The 20,812-nt window shown below is 36.8% G+C and carries 18 protein-coding genes and 1 riboswitch; of the genes, 9 read left to right on the forward strand and 9 right to left on the reverse strand.

Translation table 11 applies throughout. From position 1 onward, the window contains the following. The first annotated feature begins 3 nt into the window (after window positions 1-3). The 4 genes from H4J69_RS13785 to H4J69_RS13800 all read left to right on the forward strand — a co-directional run bounded on the left by H4J69_RS13785 (window position 4) and on the right by H4J69_RS13800 (window position 6,330). Window positions 4-765 (forward strand): HAD-IA family hydrolase, encoded by a 762-nt coding sequence (locus H4J69_RS13785; protein WP_182221376.1) that lies wholly within the window; start codon window positions 4-6, stop codon window positions 763-765. A 46-nt stretch (window positions 766-811) separates the two neighbouring features. Then, window positions 812-2,986 carry a DNA helicase II gene (gene uvrD, locus H4J69_RS13790; protein ID WP_182221375.1) on the forward strand — a complete coding sequence of 725 codons (2,175 nt, stop codon included), beginning with the start codon at window positions 812-814 and terminating at the stop codon, window positions 2,984-2,986. A 63-nt stretch (window positions 2,987-3,049) separates the two neighbouring features. Continuing rightward, window positions 3,050-4,303: a diguanylate cyclase gene (locus H4J69_RS13795; RefSeq protein ID WP_182221374.1), complete on the forward strand. Its 1,254-nt coding sequence runs from the start codon at window positions 3,050-3,052 to the stop codon at window positions 4,301-4,303. A 116-nt stretch (window positions 4,304-4,419) separates the two neighbouring features. Continuing rightward, the gene (locus tag H4J69_RS13800) at window positions 4,420-6,330 is read left to right on the forward strand and encodes a YfiR/HmsC family protein (RefSeq protein ID WP_182244643.1); all 1,911 of its coding nucleotides are present in this window, start codon (window positions 4,420-4,422) and stop codon (window positions 6,328-6,330) included. A gap of 233 nt (window positions 6,331-6,563) precedes the next feature. On the opposite strand, the gene rarD is transcribed toward H4J69_RS13800, so the two are convergent. Together rarD and H4J69_RS13810 are read right to left on the reverse strand one after the other, a co-directional pair. Then, on the reverse strand, window positions 6,564-7,487 hold the full coding sequence (rarD, locus tag H4J69_RS13805; RefSeq protein ID WP_182217127.1) for an EamA family transporter RarD: 924 nt from the start codon (window positions 7,485-7,487) through the stop codon (window positions 6,564-6,566). Window positions 7,488-7,740: 253 nt separating this feature from the next. Continuing rightward, the gene (locus tag H4J69_RS13810; RefSeq protein WP_182230316.1) at window positions 7,741-8,208 is read right to left on the reverse strand and encodes a thioesterase family protein; all 468 of its coding nucleotides are present in this window, start codon (window positions 8,206-8,208) and stop codon (window positions 7,741-7,743) included. A 165-nt stretch (window positions 8,209-8,373) separates the two neighbouring features. On the opposite strand from H4J69_RS13810, the gene recQ reads away from it, so the two are divergent. Beyond that, window positions 8,374-10,185, forward strand: a complete 1,812-nt coding sequence (recQ, locus tag H4J69_RS13815; protein ID WP_182217126.1) for a DNA helicase RecQ — start codon at window positions 8,374-8,376, stop codon at window positions 10,183-10,185. Between the two features lie 72 nt (window positions 10,186-10,257). On the opposite strand, the gene H4J69_RS13820 is transcribed toward recQ, so the two are convergent. Next, window positions 10,258-10,557 carry a cytochrome c gene (locus H4J69_RS13820; protein WP_182217124.1) on the reverse strand — a complete coding sequence of 100 codons (300 nt, stop codon included), beginning with the start codon at window positions 10,555-10,557 and terminating at the stop codon, window positions 10,258-10,260. A 250-nt stretch (window positions 10,558-10,807) separates the two neighbouring features. Further along, complete coding sequence (locus tag H4J69_RS13825; protein WP_182230318.1) at window positions 10,808-11,809, reverse strand: GGDEF domain-containing protein; 1,002 nt, start codon at window positions 11,807-11,809, stop codon at window positions 10,808-10,810. A gap of 230 nt (window positions 11,810-12,039) precedes the next feature. Then, window positions 12,040-12,122, reverse strand: a riboswitch (cyclic di-GMP riboswitch). 159 nt (window positions 12,123-12,281) lie between these two features. Here H4J69_RS13825 and H4J69_RS13830 point away from each other — a divergent pair. Further along, window positions 12,282-14,114 carry a hypothetical protein gene (locus H4J69_RS13830; RefSeq protein ID WP_182244642.1) on the forward strand — a complete coding sequence of 611 codons (1,833 nt, stop codon included), beginning with the start codon at window positions 12,282-12,284 and terminating at the stop codon, window positions 14,112-14,114. 32 nt (window positions 14,115-14,146) lie between these two features. Beyond that, window positions 14,147-14,632 carry a hypothetical protein gene (locus H4J69_RS13835; RefSeq protein ID WP_182230320.1) on the forward strand — a complete coding sequence of 162 codons (486 nt, stop codon included), beginning with the start codon at window positions 14,147-14,149 and terminating at the stop codon, window positions 14,630-14,632. Between the two features lie 66 nt (window positions 14,633-14,698). On the opposite strand, the gene H4J69_RS13840 is transcribed toward H4J69_RS13835, so the two are convergent. Then, complete coding sequence (locus H4J69_RS13840) at window positions 14,699-14,953, reverse strand: hypothetical protein (RefSeq protein WP_070375371.1); 255 nt, start codon at window positions 14,951-14,953, stop codon at window positions 14,699-14,701. Between the two features lie 152 nt (window positions 14,954-15,105). Here H4J69_RS13840 and tesB point away from each other — a divergent pair, with 152 nt between their 5' ends. Continuing rightward, on the forward strand, window positions 15,106-15,963 hold the full coding sequence (gene tesB, locus H4J69_RS13845) for an acyl-CoA thioesterase II (RefSeq protein ID WP_182217117.1): 858 nt from the start codon (window positions 15,106-15,108) through the stop codon (window positions 15,961-15,963). Here the strand turns inward: tesB and H4J69_RS13850 are convergent. Together H4J69_RS13850 and H4J69_RS13855 are read right to left on the reverse strand one after the other, a co-directional pair. Further along, window positions 15,960-17,213, reverse strand: coding sequence for a mechanosensitive ion channel family protein (locus H4J69_RS13850; RefSeq protein WP_182217116.1), 1,254 nt, complete (start codon window positions 17,211-17,213; stop codon window positions 15,960-15,962). The genes tesB and H4J69_RS13850 overlap by 4 nt on opposite strands. Window positions 17,214-17,239: 26 nt before the next feature. After that, a complete protein-coding gene (locus tag H4J69_RS13855) occupies window positions 17,240-18,142 on the reverse strand; it encodes an acyltransferase (RefSeq protein WP_182244641.1) in 903 nt (300 codons plus the stop codon). A gap of 420 nt (window positions 18,143-18,562) precedes the next feature. On the opposite strand from H4J69_RS13855, the gene proB reads away from it, so the two are divergent. Further along, window positions 18,563-19,660 (forward strand): glutamate 5-kinase, encoded by a 1,098-nt coding sequence (gene proB, locus H4J69_RS13860; RefSeq protein WP_182221367.1) that lies wholly within the window; start codon window positions 18,563-18,565, stop codon window positions 19,658-19,660. Window positions 19,661-19,690: 30 nt separating this feature from the next. Here proB and H4J69_RS13865 read toward each other — a convergent pair whose 3' ends face one another. Together H4J69_RS13865 and H4J69_RS13870 are read right to left on the reverse strand one after the other, a co-directional pair. Then, window positions 19,691-20,086 carry a Fis family transcriptional regulator gene (locus H4J69_RS13865; protein ID WP_182214593.1) on the reverse strand — a complete coding sequence of 132 codons (396 nt, stop codon included), beginning with the start codon at window positions 20,084-20,086 and terminating at the stop codon, window positions 19,691-19,693. A gap of 285 nt (window positions 20,087-20,371) precedes the next feature. Next, complete coding sequence (locus H4J69_RS13870; RefSeq protein WP_070375377.1) at window positions 20,372-20,689, reverse strand: pyrimidine/purine nucleoside phosphorylase; 318 nt, start codon at window positions 20,687-20,689, stop codon at window positions 20,372-20,374. Between the last annotated feature and the right edge of the window lie 123 nt (window positions 20,690-20,812).

A 20,812-nucleotide genomic window follows, 5' to 3' on the forward strand; every position in this document is an offset into this window, starting at 1 on the left:
ACAATGAAATTTTATCGTCGCTTAGCCCCCTTTCAAGCCATTAGTTTTGACCTTGATGATACCCTGTATAGTAATTATCCGGTAATGATGGCAACAGATGCCAAAATGGTTGCTTATTTTTCGGCACTTTTCTCATTACAGATCATCGCCACTCATGCGACAAAAAATACTCTTTTTGATTACCGGTTTTGGTCACCTTTTCGCGAGCAAGCCATAGCCGCGAATCCACAATTAATACACCATGTGGGTGATATACGTTTAGCCACTTACACCCTAGGCATGAAAGCATTGGGTTTAGCTGATGACATTGCGAGTGACCAAGCACAAAAAGCGTTAGATTATTTTGTTCAACAACGCAGTGATTTTGTGGTGCCAGAAGCTGTGCATCAATTATTGCAAAGCTTACAAAAAAAATATCCCTTGGTGGCCATCAGTAACGGCAATGTTGATACTGATAAAATAGGTATTTCAGCTTACTTTAGCTATCGATTTCATGCCGGGGATTTATCAACAACAGCTTTAAATAAAAATCAACGACTACGGCAAAAGCCCGCAGCAGATATGTTTGTTGAAGCTTGCGAAAAATTAATAATAAAACCGTCACAACTATTACATGTTGGTGATTGTGGTCGCTCTGATATTTTAGGTGCTATCGATGCTGGCTGCCAAACCGCATGGATTTCCTGCTATGATGTTGGTAAACCACTAACTGTTTTACCTAATATTGAGCTAGCAGATATTAGCGAATTGTGTCACTTGTTATAATTTTATCTATACTTACTTTCTACTTTTCTAAGGTTATTTTTCCGTTATGGACGTTTCTGAACTACTTGAGTCACTCAATGAAAAACAACGAGATGTTGTCGCCGCTCCACTACAAAATATGTTGGTATTAGCTGGCGCAGGAAGTGGTAAAACTCGGGTGTTAGTGCAGCGTATTGCCTGGTTAATGCAAGTTGAAAACGCCTCTTCTCATAGTATTTTAGCCGTTACTTTTACCAATAAAGCAGCAGCAGAAATGCGAGTGCGTGTTGAAAAAACAGTTGAAGGTAATGTTCATGGTATGTGGGTCGGTACTTTCCATGGTTTAGCTCATCGCTTACTTCGTATGCATTTTCAAGAAGCTAAATTACCACAAAATTTTCAAGTACTTGATTCAGACGATCAACTGCGCTTAGTGAAGCGTATCGTACGTTCGTTAGGTATTGACGAAAAACGTTGGCCACCCAAGCAGATGCAGTGGTATATCAATGGAAAAAAAGATGAAGGCATTCGTCCACAGCACATAGAGGTTTACGATGATCCCACTGAGCAAACATTTGTTAAAGTTTATCAAGGATATCAAGAAGCTTGTGATCGAGCCGGTTTAGTCGATTTTGCCGAGTTATTATTGCGTGCTCATGAACTTTGGTTGAATAACCCCGTTTTGCTTGCCCATTATCAGCAACGCTTTAAACATATTTTAGTCGATGAATTTCAAGACACCAATGCCATTCAATACGCCTGGTTAAATATTCTGGGTAATGCATCGAGTAAGGTGATGATTGTTGGTGATGACGACCAATCAATTTATGGCTGGCGTGGCGCAAAAATTGAAAATATTCAGCGTTTTCTCAATGAATTTGACGACACAAAAACTATCCGTTTAGAGCAGAATTATCGCTCCACAGCCAATATTCTTAATGCGGCTAATAAACTTATCGCCAATAATAATAACCGCTTAGGTAAAAAGTTATGGACCGAAGATGAAGCGGGCGAAAAAATATCTATTTATACGGCATTCAACGAAATAGATGAAGCTCGCTTTATTGCGGGTCGAATTACGGATTGGCGTAAAGAAGGCAGCTTAGATGATGTCGCTATTTTATATCGCAGTAATGCGCAATCTCGTTTACTCGAAGAAGCGCTCTTGCAGAGTCGCTTACCTTATCGTATTTATGGTGGTCAACGCTTCTTTGAACGTTTAGAAATTAAGGATGCACTTGCTTACTTACGCTTATTAAATAATCGCGATGATGATGCGGCTTTTGAACGTATTATTAATACCCCAACACGTGGCGTTGGTAATACTAGCCTGTCGTTAATACGTGACGCTGCGCGCAGTTTAGAAATGACATTATGGCAAGCGTGTCAATTCATGCTAAAAAATGATGAATTGAAAGGACGAAGTGCGAAAGTTATTCAAAATTTTATTAATATTATCGACACCCTCGAAGATGACTCTAGCCACCTTGACCTCGACCAACAGGCCAACTATGTTATTCAACACAGTGGTTTAAAAGCCATGTATCAAGCTGAAAAAGGTGAACGTGCCGAGGCAAGAATAGAAAACTTAAATGAGCTTGTTACCGCTTGTCAGACCTTCGAAGCGGACCCAGAGTTAATAGAAGAACAAACAAAACTCACCTCATTTTTAACCCATGCTGCCCTTGAGGCTGGCGAGTCACAAGCCGATGATTATGAACCCGCTGTGCAGTTAATGACTATGCATTCTGCGAAAGGTTTAGAGTTTCCATTAGTGTTTATTGCCGGCTTAGAGGAGGGAATGTTTCCCTCACAAAAATCAGTAGAAGAAATAGGACGTTTAGAAGAGGAAAGGCGTTTATGTTACGTCGGCATGACACGTGCTATGAATAAGCTATACTTGTGTCATGCAGAAAGCCGTCGACTTTATGGACAAGAAAAATTCCATAAAGCCAGTCGCTTTTTACGTGAATTACCTCCTGAGTGTACCGAAGAAATAAGATTACAAAACCAAGTGACTCGTCCATCAACTAAAGGTAAGTTTTCTTCGACTTTTACACTGGAAACGTTTGAGAACAGCGGCTTTAGTTTAGGACAGTCAGTCGTTCATGCTAAATTTGGCGAAGGCGTTGTCTTAAATTATGAAGGTTCTGGAGCTCAAAGCCGTATTCAAGTTAATTTTGCTGGTGTAGGTAGTAAATGGCTGGTGGTCGCCTATGCTAACTTACAAGCCAACGTTTAATATCACATAAAAATCATTGGTTCTTTCATGTGATGCCATTATAAAAATAAGGTATGAAATTATATGTCAATGCAGTTACTCGTAGTAGAAGACAGTAAGCCTATTGCTCGTGTTATTAAGCAAATTGGCGAGGCATTAAATTATCAGGTAACTATTGCTACCACACTTGCTGAAGTAGAAGAAATTTTACAGGGCAAAAATGACTTTTTTGCTGCCACTATAGATTATGCCTTACCAGATGCTCCCAATGGCGAAGCAATAGCTTGTGTGCTCTCCCATGGTATACCAAGTGTCGTTATGACAGGTAAAATGGATGAAACGACTCGACAGCAAATACTTGCTCAGCCTGTTGTTGATTATATCCCTAAAGAGAATAGCCAAGCTTTCCTTTATTTAAAACGTATTTTACATTGGCAAATAACTAACAGCAGCACAGGTATTCTTGTTGTTGATGACTCTTTAGCGGCACGAAACTATGTTTCTCAGCTCTTAAAGCGCCGCAACTTTAATGTTTATTTAGCCAATGACGGTGTGCAAGCGCTAGAACGCTTAAAGCAGCACAAAGACATTAAATTGGTGATCACCGATCTGGAAATGCCCATCATGGACGGTATCGAATTAACCAATGAAATCCGTAAAATCTATAGTCGTGATCAACTCGCTATTATTGGTATATCTGGAGCAGACAACGGTATGCATTCGGCACGCTTTATTAAAAATGGTGCTGATGACTTTTTACGTAAACCTTTTTGCCCAGAAGAGTTTTATTGTCGAATTACCCAAAATATTGAGAATTTAAACAATATTGAACAAATCCAAAAAGCAGCAAACGTAGACTATTTAACAGACTTACCTAACAGACGGGCTTTTTTCTCTAAAGCAGAACAACTGGTACCGCAATATATTAAAAGAGACATGCCTTATTGTGTTGCTATGCTCGACATTGATTTTTTCAAAAAAATCAATGATAACTACGGAAATGATGCTGGCGATCATGTCTTAAAAGTACTGGCATTATATATGCGTAAACATCTAGGATCAGGTTTGTTGGCCCGCTTAGGTGGTGAAGAGTTTGCCGTCTTAATGTACGGTACTGATGAGGATCAACTTTACACTAAATTAGACGATCTTCGTCGAGACATTTCTGTTTCTCAGCTAACTTTTGAAGAGCACCATATTGCCTTTAACATCAGTATAGGCTTGGTTTGTAATAGTACAGAGACGTTTGCTAAACAACTGAATCAAGCGGAAAGTGCGCTTTATAATGCTAAAGAAAATGGCCGCAATCAATTGAGTCTTTTTGGCGTCGATGATTAACGCTTTAGTTAAAATGTAGATGTTAAAGTTATGCCGAGCTTGAATTAACTTAAAGGTGCTTTTTTTTATAAAAAAAAGTAAAGTGGTTAAACTATTTTAACAACAGGGTGCACTAAATGAAGAAAAAAATAATGCTCATGAGCAAACATTTGCTGATGTTGTTTTGTTTTTTTATTAGCACCTCAAACTCAATTTTTGCACAGCAAATTGATAGTGAGCAAGTTAAAGCCGCTTATATTTACAATTTTATTAAACATGTTAGCTGGCAAAATGAAAATAACAAACAGCAATTTGTTGTTGGTGTTTATGGTGATGATATCTTTGCTGCCTTGCTTAATAAAACTTTGGCTAAGCGTGTCATTAGAAACAAGCCAATCAAAGTTATTGTCATAAAAAATATCGAAGCGGGTAAACAAACTGACTTGTTTTTTACTGCGGCCAATACCAATACTGAAATAGCCGATATTGCTGCCATTCTTCGCAGTAGCAGCACACTTTTGATTACTGATAACAGTATTGATAAGCATAATGTGATGATCAACCTAGTTAACGATGTTGAAAATTCTGCGATAGATTTTGAAGTGAATAAATCAAATATTGTCTTTGAGGGTTTGGTGATGTCTGCTGAATTATTATTGTCAGGTGGGACTGAACTTCAGGTGGCTACCTTGTATAGAGAAACAGAGTTGGCATTACAAGTCATTAGGGCGCGTGAAGCAAGGTTGAACCAAAAGTTAACCGATCAAGAAAATCAAATATCCTCAGCAAAAGAAAAGCTTAATACCTTAAATAAGAATTTAACACAGCAAGAAAAAATGGCGGGTAAGCGTCAGCAAGAGCTAAATATCCTAAAAATAGATACTGAACAACAGCAACGCTCGATAAAAACCAAAGAGCTGCAATTACAGCAAGTAGCAACCCAGTTAAAAGTAGCAAAAACAAACTTAGAGAACCAGCAAAGCTCGGTTGTCAATAAAGAACAAGAAAATAGGGCTATGGCTGAAAAAATATTGACTAATAAAGATATTTTGCAACGGCAACAGCAACAAATAAGTTTTCAAGGCATGCAATTAAATAAAAAAAATGAAGAGTTAGATAATCGCGAAGAACGCATTGATAAACAGCGACTTTATTTGATTGTAATGGCGTCCTTTCTTACCCTGTTAGTAGTGATTTCAGGATTGGTAGTCGTACTTTTTGTTAAAAATAGGCAGACAACACGAACATTAACTCGTACGCTCGAAAATTTACAAAAGATGCAAAAACAATTAATTCAATCTGAAAAAATGGCGTCGTTAGGCACCTTAACTGCAGGGGTTGCCCATGAAATTAATACCCCGCTTGGTATTGCAGTAACATCAACAAGTACAGCTTTAGAAAGTACTCTCAAGATTCGTAAAAACTTTGAAACAGGCAACTTAACCCGCACGGCAATGCAACATTACTTTAGTGGTATGGAGAAGGCTTCTAACTTGAATACTAACGCTTTAGAGCGTGTTATTGAGTTGTTGAATAACTTCAAGCAAGTCGCAGCCGATCAAATGGTGGGAGAAGAGCGAGAAATTGATTTAGTCAGTTATATTGAAGAGGTCATGTCTACGTTATCGGCAGAAATGAAGCGCTTTAGGGTGAGTTATCAATATAGCGGTGAAAGTGAATTGAAAATAACCACCATTCCAGGAGCGTTAGCGCAGGTGCTAACAAATTTAGTCACGAATGCGTTAAAGCACGCTTTTGAAAATAAAGCACAGGGCAATATTGCTATCAACTTAACGAAAACCCAAGACGGTCATGTTGTTATCGTCTTTAAAGATGATGGCCATGGCATGACTCAACATGTGCTAGATAATATTTTTGAACCTTTCTTCACCACCAAAAGAAATTCTGGCGGTACTGGCTTAGGAATGAATATTGTTTATAATATTATATGTCAAAAACTACAAGGCAATATCAAAATTAAAAGTAAACTAGCCCTAGGGTCTAGTTTGCAGATCACCCTGCCAATAAAGCTTAAAGCCAATACTTAACTTAACTAAATGACATCGTCTTTTTAAATAGTCTCTACAGCATTGCTAACAGTTAAAAACTACAAGATAAGATCAAGATTGAAAGTAAACTAGCACTAGGGTCTAGTTTTCAGATCACCCTGCCAATAAAGCTTGAAAGTAAACTAGCACAAGTTTCTAGTGTTCAGCTTACTCTGGCAAAAAAGCTTAAGGCCAGTACTTAACCAACCTTAGATATAATCCCGGTAATACAATTAACGGCTTAATCCTTCATTCAATGCTAATTTACGTTTTTCATTTCTGGCTTTTAGTGAGTCAAGGCTATAAATAACTAAAGCTAACCAAATCGCAGCAAAGGTGACTAATTTAGCAGGTTGCAATGTTTCTTGATAATAGAAGGTTGCTAAAAAAAACATAATACTGGGTCCAATGTATTGAAAAAAACCTAGCGTTGATAATGTTAATCTCTTTGCCGCAGCAGTAAAACATAACAGTGGCGCTGTAGTAACTACGCCTGCAGCGATCAATAGCAGGTTTAAATTTGAGCTGTTTTCAAACATGTTAGCGGTATTAGTATTAACAAATAACAACCAATAAACAATCGCGAGCGGTAGCATCATGCTTGATTCAATTAATAAACCAACAAAAGAATCAAGGTGCATTTTTTTACGTAACAAGCCATAAATACCAAACGTTCCAGCAAGTGCTAATGAAATTACCGGTAATGAACCTAATGCAACCAGTTGAATTAACACGCCACATAATGCCAGCGCAACGGCAAACTTCTGCATTTTTCGCAAACGCTCACCTAAAAAAATAACACCGAGTGCGACACTAAATAAAGGATTGATAAAATAACCTAAACTCGCGTCTAGTAGATGATCATTATTTATCGCCCAGATGAATAAAAACCAATTTACTAATAGAAAAGTAGCGGATAAGGCAAGTTTAGCCAATAACCTAGGTTGTTTGAGTGTATCGATTAATACCCGAAATCTTTTACTGATGATAACGATTAGAAATAACAGTAGGCTCGACCAAATAATACGATGAACCATAATTTCATCAGGGCTGATAGAAGAAATTAATTTGAAATAGATGGGCGCTAAACCCCAAAGCAGATAAGCACTAATCGCGTTAATTACGCCATTACGGTCTTTGTTATCAGTTACAGTCATGATTTTCAGTAAACTTTAGCAGCAAAAATAAAGAGCCGAATTATAACACAATGATTTTAATTTCAGCGCTTTACTTGTTCGATAACCGCAAACTGTCGGCTGTATATTGATAATACTTTTGCTAACGTTATTCACTTTAATTAGCTAATAACTACTCATTTACAATGAATATCTGTTGTACGTTTTTAAATAGACCTGAATCTAGCTATCGTATGAACACAAAGCCAGCACTTTAAAAATTAACGGGTGAATATTAACCAACTAGATAAGTACCGGTGCCAAAAGCAATGTGGTCACCTTTTTCGTTATGTAATTCCATGCGAGCAACCGCGACTTTATTGCCACTACGAATAATATGAGCTGTAGCGATAAACTCCTCACCACGACCTGGTCGTAAATAATCGGTACGCAGATCTATCGTTCCTAGGCAGCTCAAACTTTGTTGAATTGTTGTTGGTGTTTTGTGCTCAAGTTGTTCAATCATATTCGCTGCCACGACAACACCACCAGCAAAATCAAGGGCTGATGCAGTGACACCACCATGTAGCGTTTTCTGTAATGGGTTGCCCATTAACTTATCTTGCCATAAAAAACGTACTTCAGAGGTATTACAATCAAATTTACTAACGGTTAGGCCCAGTAATTTATTAAAGGGAAGGCTGTGTGACCAAAAATGAGTAAGTTGCTCAATCATTTGTTTTTCATCTAAATTATTTGTCATAATCCTTCCAATTTAACCAGCAGATTCTTCTAACTGGTCTAATGTCTTCATTGTAGCTTAGCACTTATCTTTCTAAGCATTCAATAAATACTAAAATAGTGCTCTCGACTTTTTTTGTGGCTGGGGTAAAATAACAATAATTGTCGTTTAATAAAGTTTACTCCGTTGCTAAAAGCTCCCCCCACAGTCTCACAAGCTCAGCTTGAAGATGCGTTAAAGCATCATTTTGGTTATCAAACTTTTCGAAGCGGACAATTAGAAATTATTCAGCAATTATTTCAAGGTCGAGACAGTTTAGTACTTATGCCAACGGGTGGTGGTAAATCGATGTGTTATCAACTGCCTGCCGTATTATTACCAGGAATAACCATCGTTGTTTCACCCTTAATAGCTTTAATGAAAGATCAAGTTGATGGTTTGACTCGACAAGGTATTTCAGCGGCTTTTGTTAATTCGAGTTTAGATCAAGAAACAATCAATGATATTTTTGAGCGCTTATCTCGTAGTGAGCTTAAGTTGTTATACATAGCTCCAGAGCGTTTAAAAAATTATTATTTTATGCAACGCTTGGCAAGCATACAGATAAGTTTATTTGCTATTGACGAAGCACATTGTATTTCACAATGGGGACATGATTTTCGGCCGGCATACACACAACTTCATACAATTAAACAACGATTTCCATCGGTACCGGTTATGGCGTTAACAGCAACTGCCGATGTTACAACCCGAAGAGATATTCTTCTTCAACTCGCATTGACTGATCCTTATATTCATCTTGATAGCTTTGACCGGCCTAATATTCGTTTTACCTTAGCGGATAAATATAAGGGCGATCACCAGGTGTTACGCTACATTAAAAAGCGTGGTGATGATTGCGGCATTGTTTACTGTAGTAGCCGCTGGCAAGTTGAGAAATTATCTAAAATGTTAGCAAGTGCGGGTATAAATTGTTCTGCCTATCATGCTGGCATGGAAACAGAGATGCGCAATATTGTCCAAGATGGTTTTGCCAAAGATAATATTCAAGTGGTTATTGCCACCGTAGCTTTTGGATTGGGCATCAATAAATCAAATATCCGCTTTGTGATTCATTTTGAACCTCCAAGAACACTCGAGTCATATTATCAAGAGATTGGCCGTGCTGGCCGAGACGGTTTAGCGGCAGAAGCGTTATTTTTGTATGATGAAAAAGATGTAGAACGCATTACCAAGTATATAGCTGATGGTGATAATGAAGAAAGGGTGAACGTTGAACAACAGCGTTTTCAAGCGTTAAAAGGCTTTATTGAAGCTCAAACCTGCCGTCGACAAGTTGTACTTAATTATTTTGCAGAATTTACCACTAAAAAATGTGGTAACTGTGATATTTGTTTAGATCCACCCACTCAATTTGACGCTACTGAAGCGGCACAAAAAGTCTTATCTTGTGTGTTTCGTATCCAGCAACAAGGTGATATTGAACATGTTGTGCAAGTGCTCAGAGGGGAGTTAACTGAAAAAGTTAGGCAACTGCAGCATGAAAAAGTGTCCACTTTCGCTATCGGTAAAAGTAAAACTCCGGGATATTGGTTTGCTATTATTAGACAATTGATTCATTTGGGATTTTTACAGCAAGATATTTCTCAACAATCTGCGTTATTTTTAACACAAGCATCGCGCTCGGTGTTGAAAGGGGATGAACCCTTAATGTTAGCTTCACCAAGGTTGCAAAAAGCGAGTTATTGGCAACAAGATAAAACCGATAAACGTTATGACCGTGTCTTATTTGTTAAATTAAGAAGTTTGCGTAAAACGATTGCAGATGCAGAGGATATTGCGCCATTCATTGTTTTCAATGATGCAACGTTGTCAGAGCTTGCGCGTATAAAGCCAAAAACATCACAGCAAATGCTAAATATTAATGGTATTGGTGATACAAAACTTGCCCGTTATGGACATGACTTTTTGCAAGTTATTCAACAGCATAATGCTTAAAACAAAAAACGCTCAATTGAGCGTTTTTTAATTTTATTTTTGATGAACCAGGTTCAACAATAATTACTGAGTTTATTTTAAACTAGCGTAATAAGCCGAAATATTTGCGATATCTTCATCACTTAAACCCATAGCCATAGGTCCCATAACAGGATCTTTACGTTTACCCGCTTTAAAGTCTTTCAACTGTTTAGCAAGATAAGCTTCTTTTTGACCAGCAAGGTTTGGGTACATAGGTACCGCAGAGATACCAGCAGCACCATGACAAGCAGCACACATACCAGTTTTTGCTTTACCAGCAGCAGCATCACCAGCAAAAACAGGAGACGCCATCATTAAAGTAGCAGCAACAGCTAAAGTAATTTTTTTCATAAATTATTTCTCTCTTAGTCGTTAGGAATTTTACACTGCATTCAGTATATGAGAAAACAAGGAGGCTGTCGTCGACTATTTTTAGCTAAGCACTCGCAATGTAATCTTCTTTGATTTACCACCGAGTATATTAAGATTATTACCGATTATATTGAGTAAAGTTGGGCATACTATCACTGATATTATTTATTGAAGTGAAAATATCAGCGAGAGAAAAATGTCATCAAGCAAAAAGTATCTTGTTGAGCGATTAAGAACTTAATGTATTATTTTTTTTGTATAAATCGGGTAGTAACAGGCGTGATTTTTTTAAGATACTGCTGGCATTTTCAGCAATATTAAAGGTGTCTACACCAGTAGACAATGTCATTTGAGGTAATCTAATACCAGACTTACTACTAACAAAGCGCAGCTTTTCAACGCCATGTGTTATTTTACTGGCAATTTCTCGAGCACTTTCTTTGTCAATATCAGGTAACAGAATTAAAAATTCATCGCCACCTGAACGTATTGGTAGACCGCTGCCATCAACATAACTACTCACTTTACTGGCTATTTTTGATAAGAGAACATCACTAATTAAATGACCGAATTGCAGATTAACTTCTGAAATTTGATCAACACAGACGACAATTGCGGCAACTTGCCGACTTGGATCTTCTGTTAGCCATAAATCTAAATGCTTAGACATAGCTTTACGATTATAAAGACCGGTAAGTGGATCCATGTAAATTTCTTCACGTACTTCTTTTAATTCAACTTTTAACGCCTGGGTCTTTTTACGGGTAAAAGAAATATGTTCAGCAAATTTTTGTTGGTGTAGTTTAAAGGCTTTAGATGCCTGGCGAATGCTATTTACCGCAACGACTATTTTTTCTTTATCGGCAGATTGTAGATCAGAAATATTGCCGTCTAGCGTGGTAATCAGTTTATTAATACTCTGCGATGATTTTTGGCTGTTTTTTTCAACATGGGTGACAACGTCATCTAGGTCGTCAATGAGTTCATCTCTGAATTTACTTTGGCCTAAAATGAATTGGCGATAGTTTTCTTCAATGAAAAAATCATCAAGCTTTTTACCCGTGGCAAGTTTATTTTCAATGGCAGTATTAAGAAGAATGTTTTTTTTATTAATATATTCGTAGCTAACTGAATAATTAATTGGGCTGACAGGTAAAAACCACCGCTGTAATTGTTTTACGGCCATGTTCATTTTTAGTTCAGCTTGTTTTATGGAATCATGATATTTCATTGTTCCATCTCAATTTGCACACCCAATTAATAATATCAATAGACCATTTTCTAGTATAAACAAGTAAAGTACCACATATATTTTTTGTCTATAAAAAACATATATTTAGTTATATAGTATTTTAAATGAAGGTAATATATGACAGAAAATAATTAAAAATAAGGGAAGGACCGCAAAGTATACCGAAAGCAAACTGTTCAAAATAAAGACAAGCCCCCACTATATCTATACTTGGCAGTTCCGCTATCCTAGGTTTCCCCTTAGACCGGTAACTTTGCGTCTCTAGCTTTCACTAGATTTGCCCTTTTCGAGTTTTAGAAACTCTAAATTCATTATAAGCGTTGAACTATGCTTGTAAACCTTTATTATGAATAATTTGTTGAACCGTAACGAAAACCTATAAGTAATAGATAAATTTATAGGTTATGGCTGATCACTCTACTGATCATTAGATAAAGGATTTTAGTTAATAATGCCCTGTAAACTGTTGTTGATCCTTTGTTTTTTTATAGCTCCTTTATTTTGTTTTGCCAATGATGCTTTAAACGTTGAGCAAAACATTAAAGATGTTGAGCGCTATTTTTTACAAGACGCTGAAAACCTTCCCTACGAAGAGATCATTACACTTTCAAAAAAAATTTTGGGATCTCAAGAAAATTATACCGTCCAAATTCGTGGAAAAACCTTCATCCTTCTTGCTGATGTTGCCAATAATAAGGGTGAAAATAGCGAAGCATTTCATTTTGCGCAAGATGGAATTTCTCTGCAAGGACTTGAACCAGCCATAAAGTTTAATTTATTGCTGAAAGTTGCAGATGGCTATTATTTACAAGAGAAGTATGAACAAACTCAAAATATGGCAACCAATGTTATTTTAATGGCAGATTCTCCACAAGTGCTAAAATATCGTTTAATTGCTTTGAGTTATCGAGCTGTTACCTATGCGTTGCAAAATAAAAACGATTTATCGATGAATGATCTTAATCAAGTTAAGGTGCTGATTTCGGTAAATCCTCAGTATGAGGATCACCTTTGTCTTTTAGAAATTTTAGCAACGGCATATTATTATTTAGGCGATTATCAAACATCGCTAACCATGCAAAATAAGCTATTAACGTTAAAATTTGATTTAGACAAACTGGCTAATATTGACCAAACTTATTTACACTTAGGCCGTGCTTATTTTCAGTTAAATTTATTTGATGATGCTTACAATGCTTTTTGGGAAGCACAAAAACACGGCAAAAATAAAAATGCTCCAATTAGTGCTGCCTATGCTGAATTAGGATTGGCAGAGGTGTTATTAAAGCAGGGAGAATTTAGTGACTCACATAATTGGCTATTATCAGCCAGTGCTACATTTAATGAAAAGAGCTTAAATAAGCCTTATTTAACCTCGTTAATTCTATTAGCAGAGACCTCAAGTCTATTAAACAATAAAGCTGTATACCAACATTACCTTCAATTAGCTGAATTAACTGCTAAACACATAAAGCTATCAAAAAAGCAGGCTAAATTATTACTTTTATTAAGTCATATGTATCAGCAAAACGGTGATTATAAAAATGCGTTAATGGCCCATAAAAATTATCTTGAATTACTTCAACAGTTTCAGAAAAAGGCTGAACCCTCTTTAATTATTGACTCCAGTCAAATGTTAAGTGCAAATGATAAAAGTCGAAATTTAATCCTGAATCTCGCTGAACAGAGTAAGCTACAAACTCAATTCAGTGCAAAATTTATCGCGCAAAAAGAAGTTATATATTTATTGATTGTGATCGTTATTTTATTAGTCATTACGTTGGTTTTTTTTGGGTTAAGACAAAGAACGTTGCGCTTAAATCAAGTATACGATGAAGAGGAACAGCCATTATCTTATTTGGTAACGCCCTCCCAAACGAAAAGAAATTATCAACTGAATTATAAAATGGCGAGGAAATACGACTATCCCTTAGCGATTGGCTACTTATCAGTTGTTAACTGGCAAGAGCTTACCTTTCACTTTAATGATAAAATTATGCTCGAAGTTTCAAAAACATTAGCGACCTTACTTAATGAGTCAAAAGGTGAATTTGATGAAGCGGGTACGATTAACGATGGTGAATATTTACTGATAGGTCCTCACCAAACTCAAGCTGAAATAGCGATTAAGTTAAATAGTTTAGCTAATGCAATTAAACTGAGATTCTTCGCTAATTTAGGTGATTATTCACTTAAAATTGGCTACGCCTATGGCTCACCCACAGCACAAGATATTGACCCTTACATATTTTTATCGCGTTTAAGTGAAACCACTAAAGCGTAGTCAATATTACTTTTTATTTTAATAGGCTTAATATGATTTTTGTATTGTCCATTGCTGCTATTTTTGTAGCTTTGAGTATTTATTTTTATTTTCGAGCAGAAGGTCTGCAACGCGAATTATTTAGTGTGAAAAAAGAGCTCAGTAGTAGTCAGAAAGAAAATAAGTTTTATATAGACTCTATGGCAATAATTGCCAAGCGACACGAAGATTTTGTTAAAAATCGATTACAAATAATTAAAAATTGTCAGGCATTAGAACCTGAGACGATTGAAATTATTTCACCACTGGTTAATAACTATGCCTCGATTTTTATTGAGTGTTTAAAAGGAAAAGGTAAACTGCAGTCAATCACTAAAAAGTGTTATGGAAATTTTGACGACGGCGCTTTTAAAAGGTTCGCGGCGCATGTTGCTAAGCAAGATGCCAGCGTAAGACGTATGTGGTCAAGTAATAATTTGACGGGGTATATTTCTTTAATTGAAGCTTTATTACTGACTAAAACTAAAAAAGATGCCTAATAGGGGCATCTTTTCATGTATCTCTGAAAGTAGGCTAGGTATTTGCCTTTAATCAAGGATGAATAACTAAGGACGAATAATTATACTTGGTGTTGAGTCTACTTCACCTTCACCGTTAATGGTTGCTGTTTTACCATTGCATTGTAATATGGCTAAGCTGCCGTTATTGCTATTTCTAATAAAAGATAAGTCGTAACCAAACTGAGTCATGCTACTGGCGGCAAATTTTTGTGCAAGAGAAAGCCTGTCCCATAGCGACTGTTCCTCATTACTACCTTGCCTTCTTTCTAACAATACTTCTCTTTCTAATAGCGCTTCCATTGAGATCTCTTCGTATTTTTAGTCAATAATTTTCTTATTCCCTAGATACTACCTTGCAGCGTATGAATTTTCAACAATTTTAAAATGTCGCTAAAGATATAAATTATAAATATGCTATAGTCAAAATTTTATATCAGTGAGTGCTAAATATTATGAGTCAAGTGTTGGATGATTTATCTTCATTATTAGAATTAGAGGTAATCGAACAAGGAATTTATCGTGGTCAAAGCCAAGATTTAGGCTTTCGTGCGCTGTTTGGTGGTCAAGTAATGGGACAAGCTGTTTCTGCCGCTCAAGAAACAGTTGATTCAGCACGTAATGTTCACTCGCTTCATTCTTATTTTCTACGTCCAGGTGATGCCAGTAAGCCGGTTGTTTATGAAGTCGAAAATATCCGTGATGGTAAAAGTTTTAGCACCCGGCGTGTTAAAGCAATTCAAAACGGTAAAGATATATTCTATATGACGGCCTCTTTTCAACAATATGAAAAAGGCATTGAGCATCAAGATCTTATGCCCGATGTACCCGCACCTGAAGATTTAGCGTCTTACACAGATTTCATTTTCGACAACCAAGATAAAATACCTGAAGAAATTAGAGGTAAATTTTTAGCTGAAAAGCCCATCGAAATGCGTCCTGTTAAACCTTATAATTGGCTGCAACCCGAAAAGACAGCACCTAAGTCTCAGATGTGGATAAAAGCAAACGGCACCTTATCTGATGATTTACGTATTCATACCTATATGCTGGCTTATACTTCTGACTTCTTGTTTTTACCAACGGCTTTATTTCCACACGGCTTGAGTCATTGGCAACCCAATTTACAGATTGCCACTATTGACCATGCCATGTGGTTTCATCGCCCATTTCGTTTTGATGATTGGCTGCTTTACGTTATGGATAGTCCGTCAGCAAGTGGCGGTCGAGGCTTAGTTAAAGGGCAAATTTTTAATCGTCAAGGACAGCTTGTTGCCTCAACGATGCAAGAAGGCGTAGTTCGTCAACGTTAAAGTTGTCGACTCGAGCGACTTTTTTGCCAGTCATAGCCGGTAGGATGTTGAAAAACACGTAAACTGAATACCGGCGCCATAGCGAATAAATGGTCAAAAATATCGGCTTGTATACCCTCATAATTCTTCCAGTTTTGGTCATTACTGAAACAATATATCTCCAGCGGTAAGCCTGAGTCGGTTGCCGCTAATTGCCTGACCATACAAGTCATCTCATCATGTATTTTTTCATGTTTAGCTAAATAAGCGGTAATATAAGCGCGAAAAGTTCCGACATTGGTTAACTGCCGGCTATTAACATTATCGTTAGATAAATTAGCCGTTTTTAAACTCGTGGTGATTTCATCAGATTTTTGCTGTAAATAATCTTTTAATAAACTGATTTCTTTAAGTTTTTCAATCTCAGCACTTTGATAAAATGAAATACTGTTGATATCAATAATAATGCTACGCTTAATGCGTCGACCACCTGAATTGAGCATGCCTCGCCAATTCTTAAATGAGCCGTTTATTAAGGCGTACGTAGGAACAGTTGTCACTGTATTATCAAAGTTTTTTACTTTAACCGTATTTAAACCAATCTCAATAACATCGCCATCAGCACCATAATTAGGAATTTCAATCCAGTCACCAGGCGCGACCATTTTGTTTGCTGATATTTGAATACTAGCGACTAAACCTTTAATCGTGTCCTGAAATACTAATAATAAAACAGCAGTTAATGCACCTAAACCACTGAGTAAATAAATAGGTGACTTATCTAAAATAAATGAAATAGATAGAATCGTAGCAACCAAATAAATAACCAGTTTTATCACTTGTATCGTTGAGCTTAAGGGTAAGTAGCGGTCACGCGCAGTATTTTGATAGAGACTTCTAATGACGTTTAAAATAGCACTAATAGAACGTGCAATTTGAAAGCTGAGAGCTATTTTTACAAAAACCACTAAAACGGCGCCAAGTAATGCTTGTTCGGGCAGTAAAATAGGCGTTAAAAACAGTAGTACGAATAACGGAATTAAAAAAGCGAAGCGAGAAAAAACATTATGCTCTAATAAAACATCATCCCAAGTATTTTTTGTTCTGCTGACCATTTTGTTAACAAAAGCTAATACCTGATATTTTGCGAGGTAGTATCCCAATGCTGAAATGACAAAAATGAGCATGCAACCAACAAAAATGGTGGCCATCGCTAAATACGCTTCGGCGATACCTTGGTTAGTTAACCATGTGCTAATGAGTTCACTCATTTAAGTTTCCTTTTTCAATTTCAATGTTATTTAGCGGTATTATCATTATTAAACTCGATAAGTTTTTGGTCTTTATCAAGCCATAATTGATTAACCCACTTTTGAAATTTTATTTTAAAATGTCGATCGCGCACATAGTCGCCAACAAGATCATCCCCAATGTTTGAAACCTCTACATCGACATTTACCTGTTTAATTTTTCCCGCTAAAAAATCACTAAAAGTAGGGATCCCCTCTGGGTAATGAATGGTAACATTGACTATTTTATGCAAGTTGCCGCCCATGGCTTCTAGCACAAAACCTATGCCACCAGCTTTAGGTTTAAGTAGATGTTTAAACGTGGAATTTTGCTTATCGTGCTTTTCGTTAGTGAAGCGAGTTCCTTCTATAAAGTTCATTATACTGACGGGTTTATGCTTGAATTTAGCACAAGCTTTACGTGTGGTTTCAACGTCTTTGCCTTTTAAATGAGGGTTCTTTTTAATGAAAGATTGGCTATAACGCTTCATAAATGGAAAGTCGAGGGCCCACCAAGCCAAGCCTAAAAAAGGCACAAAAATAAGTTCTTTTTTTAAGAAGAATTTCAAAAAAGGAATTTTGCGATGCATGACTCGCTGCAAGATAACAATATCAACCCAGCTTTGGTGATTACAGACTACCAAATACCATTCTTTCATGGTTAGTTGATCTAAGCCGGTTACCTTAATTTCTGTTTTATTAAAGAGCTTTTGAATGAAGGTGTTAACACCCACCCAATTGCTTGCCATTTGATCTAATAAATAGCTGAATATTTTTTTAGCAAAGGTTAAGGGAATAATAGCCTTAAAAAATGAAAATATAATAATAGGTATTAACCAGAAAAGCGTATTAACGGTATAAATTGTTAGCGAAATAATATGAATAAGTAGCGGAGGTAAAAAATTCAACATGGAATACTTGCTCAATATAACAAAAATAAATAGATGTCCGATCATAATCTGATTTGAAGTAATTTTCAGCAAAAACAGTGAAATAAATTAATCACGATTAACAACCGTTTGAAAACGATTATTCATCAAGTTGTTGAAATGAGTGAAAGTTAACGAGACTTAATGTTAATAATTAGCAGAGAAAGGCGTTTTAGGCGTCTATTATTGATATTTTAGAATGAGGTAAAAAACACCATCTTGTTATTTCAAGTTAAGTAACTCGCCATTTCTTAAGTTTTAAAGGATATAAATACCGAATTAATTCGATATAACAAGTCAACAGCCTAAAAAGGATAAACTCATCTATATTATGGCAAAAAGTTGATTGCAAATTACCTGCATATCGAGGCATGCTATGGGCTGGATCATAGGGGAACAACAATGAATTTTAATCGTGCGGTAATTAAAGTAGGCAGTGCTTTAGTTGCACCAGACAATAAGGGCTGTAGTGGTAAGTATATTCTTGCTATTGCTCGTTTTATTACCGAATGCCAACAGGCAGGTAAAGAAATTATTATCGTTTCATCGGGCAGTGTTGCTGCAGGACGACAATTAATTAAGCACGGCTCTCCCGTACCCTCTATTCCCACTAAACAAGCGATGGCATCTGTTGGGCAAATGAAAATGATGGCGAATTGGCAGCGATTTTTTGATGTTCCTTGTAGCCAGTTACTTATTACCCATGGAGATTTAAAAGATCGCCAGCGCTACATCAATATTAAAAACACCCTACGCATTTTATTGGAAAATGGTGTTATTCCTATTGTTAATGAAAATGACACGGTCGCGACCGATGAATTGAAAGTCGGTGATAACGATAATTTAGCCGCCTTAGTCGCTTTAGTGAGTGAAGCTGACTGCTTATTCATCTTAAGCGATATCGACGGTGTTTATGATCAAGACCCGCGTGAAAACCCTAAGGCAAGGTTACTCCCTGAAATTCACGAAATTACCGCTGAAATTCATGCCATGGCTGGAACAACAAATAACGTTATTGCCACCGGTGGTATGAAAACAAAAATTCAGGCCGCCGAAAAAGCGGTTGAAAATGGCATAGAGACTTATATTTTAAATGGTAGTCGTAGTGAAGTTTTTCAACAGATATTAAAAGGTGAAAACCCAGGTACACATTTTAGTGCCAAACAAGCGGCGACAAAAGCACGCAAACACTGGTTAAAACATACCTTAAAAAGCAGTGGAAAAGTACATCTTGATGCGGGTGCAGTGCATGCTGTGGTTAATGAAGGTGCTTCGCTATTACCCTCAGGTGTCAGTCAAGTTGACGGTGACTTTGTCGCTGGAGAGTCTGTTGATATTATTGACGCACATTCTAAAAAGCTGATTGCTAAAGGTATTTGCCAATACAGTCAACGAGATTTGTTGCGTATTATGGGGTGTAATAGTGAACAGATAATCACTTTATTAGGCTGTTGTCCCAGTAAAGTGATTATTCATCGTGATGATATGGTTGTTTTATAAGGCTAGGTAACGGGATAATTAACTGAGGCTCTAGCGGCCAAACTGTTTACTTTGTGTTGGCTTTTGCTTAGTCACTCTTAATTTTAGACGTTCAGGCCATTGACCACTATGGTCACGTAAGCAAGACTCTTCACTATCTAAATGGACATTGTGGCGAACGTTTTTTAAGACAATACCCACTTTGAGTAACTGCTTTTGAATGACATCACGCAAGTGATCATCAACTTTTTGTTCTTTGGCTGCAATCACTTCTGCATCGATATCGAAAATACAGGTCACCACTAAACTTGCGGGAAAATTAGTGTAATTAGCACGGTGGGTTAACCAACAGAAACCATCAACTTCGTTAGTGAAGTCTTCGCAGGCTAATTTAAGTGCTTTACAAACATTATTATCGATTTTTTGCGTGGTTTTATTGAGTTTCATTATTTATATTCAGCAATGGCTATTAAAGATGATTTTTTCATTAAATGAGTATTATTGATAGTAAATCAGCAATGTTTTTAGTGGCGAGGTGTTAAATAAGGTTTAGCGGTTATCGGCAAGAGCGAGTTAAATTATAATGATAACTTAACGTTAAATGTCGAAGTCCGTTTTAAGAAGGTGTCACTTTTAAGGTATCAGTGAGTTTTTGTCGATAATGGTGACTTAAGCTAATGATAAGCACCTCCATTATCTTCGGAGGTACTGTTAAAGCCAATAGATGTGGCTTTATGCTGCTATATAAGAACAGCAATAATCAGCTAACGTTTTTACTTTGATATCAAATTTAGCATCGGCGTCGACATAAAAGTGTCCACCTGCAGAAATGCTTTGCCATTGCGTCTCATTAGGTAATAATATTTCAACCTCACCAGCGATAATTTCCATCAATTCTTTTTCTGCCGTAGCAAAGGTATACTCGCCAGGCATCATAATGCCTAAGGTTACTACTGAACCATCTGCTAGCGTTACTTTTCTGCTAGTTACGTTGCCGTCAAAATAAACATTAGCGGCCTTGGTCAGTGTTACATTCTTTAATTCTGTCATGATAATTTTCCTCTTTGATATAAAATAAAGCGCTGCAGTGTAGCACTTGCTGGCCAGAAAATAATACCATTAGACTCTCTGGCCTAAGTGTTTACCTTTAGTGACCTACAACGCTCGTTTTAT

The sequence above is a fragment of the Colwellia sp. BRX10-9 genome, from assembly GCF_014077405.1.
In the GTDB taxonomy this organism is placed as follows: domain Bacteria; phylum Pseudomonadota; class Gammaproteobacteria; order Enterobacterales; family Alteromonadaceae; genus Colwellia_A.

What these genes read in the sequence shown, in the direction of transcription:
- H4J69_RS13785 (WP_182221376.1), top strand. Translation starts at nt 4, where the DNA reads ATGAAATTTTATCGTCGCTTAGCCCCCTTTCAAGCCATTAGTTTTGAC.
- uvrD (WP_182221375.1), top strand. Translation starts at nt 812, where the DNA reads ATGGACGTTTCTGAACTACTTGAGTCACTCAATGAAAAACAACGAGAT.
- H4J69_RS13795 (WP_182221374.1), top strand. Translation starts at nt 3,050, where the DNA reads ATGTCAATGCAGTTACTCGTAGTAGAAGACAGTAAGCCTATTGCTCGT.
- H4J69_RS13800 (WP_182244643.1), top strand. Translation starts at nt 4,420, where the DNA reads ATGAAGAAAAAAATAATGCTCATGAGCAAACATTTGCTGATGTTGTTT.
- rarD (WP_182217127.1), bottom strand. Translation starts at nt 7,487, where the DNA reads ATGACTGTAACTGATAACAAAGACCGTAATGGCGTAATTAACGCGATT.
- H4J69_RS13810 (WP_182230316.1), bottom strand. Translation starts at nt 8,208, where the DNA reads ATGACAAATAATTTAGATGAAAAACAAATGATTGAGCAACTTACTCAT.
- H4J69_RS13820 (WP_182217124.1), bottom strand. Translation starts at nt 10,557, where the DNA reads ATGAAAAAAATTACTTTAGCTGTTGCTGCTACTTTAATGATGGCGTCT.
- H4J69_RS13825 (WP_182230318.1), bottom strand. Translation starts at nt 11,809, where the DNA reads ATGAAATATCATGATTCCATAAAACAAGCTGAACTAAAAATGAACATG.
- H4J69_RS13830 (WP_182244642.1), top strand. Translation starts at nt 12,282, where the DNA reads ATGCCCTGTAAACTGTTGTTGATCCTTTGTTTTTTTATAGCTCCTTTA.
- H4J69_RS13835 (WP_182230320.1), top strand. Translation starts at nt 14,147, where the DNA reads ATGATTTTTGTATTGTCCATTGCTGCTATTTTTGTAGCTTTGAGTATT.
- H4J69_RS13840 (WP_070375371.1), bottom strand. Translation starts at nt 14,953, where the DNA reads ATGGAAGCGCTATTAGAAAGAGAAGTATTGTTAGAAAGAAGGCAAGGT.
- tesB (WP_182217117.1), top strand. Translation starts at nt 15,106, where the DNA reads ATGAGTCAAGTGTTGGATGATTTATCTTCATTATTAGAATTAGAGGTA.
- H4J69_RS13850 (WP_182217116.1), bottom strand. Translation starts at nt 17,213, where the DNA reads ATGAGTGAACTCATTAGCACATGGTTAACTAACCAAGGTATCGCCGAA.
- H4J69_RS13855 (WP_182244641.1), bottom strand. Translation starts at nt 18,142, where the DNA reads ATGTTGAATTTTTTACCTCCGCTACTTATTCATATTATTTCGCTAACA.
- proB (WP_182221367.1), top strand. Translation starts at nt 18,563, where the DNA reads ATGAATTTTAATCGTGCGGTAATTAAAGTAGGCAGTGCTTTAGTTGCA.
- H4J69_RS13865 (WP_182214593.1), bottom strand. Translation starts at nt 20,086, where the DNA reads ATGAAACTCAATAAAACCACGCAAAAAATCGATAATAATGTTTGTAAA.
- H4J69_RS13870 (WP_070375377.1), bottom strand. Translation starts at nt 20,689, where the DNA reads ATGACAGAATTAAAGAATGTAACACTGACCAAGGCCGCTAATGTTTAT.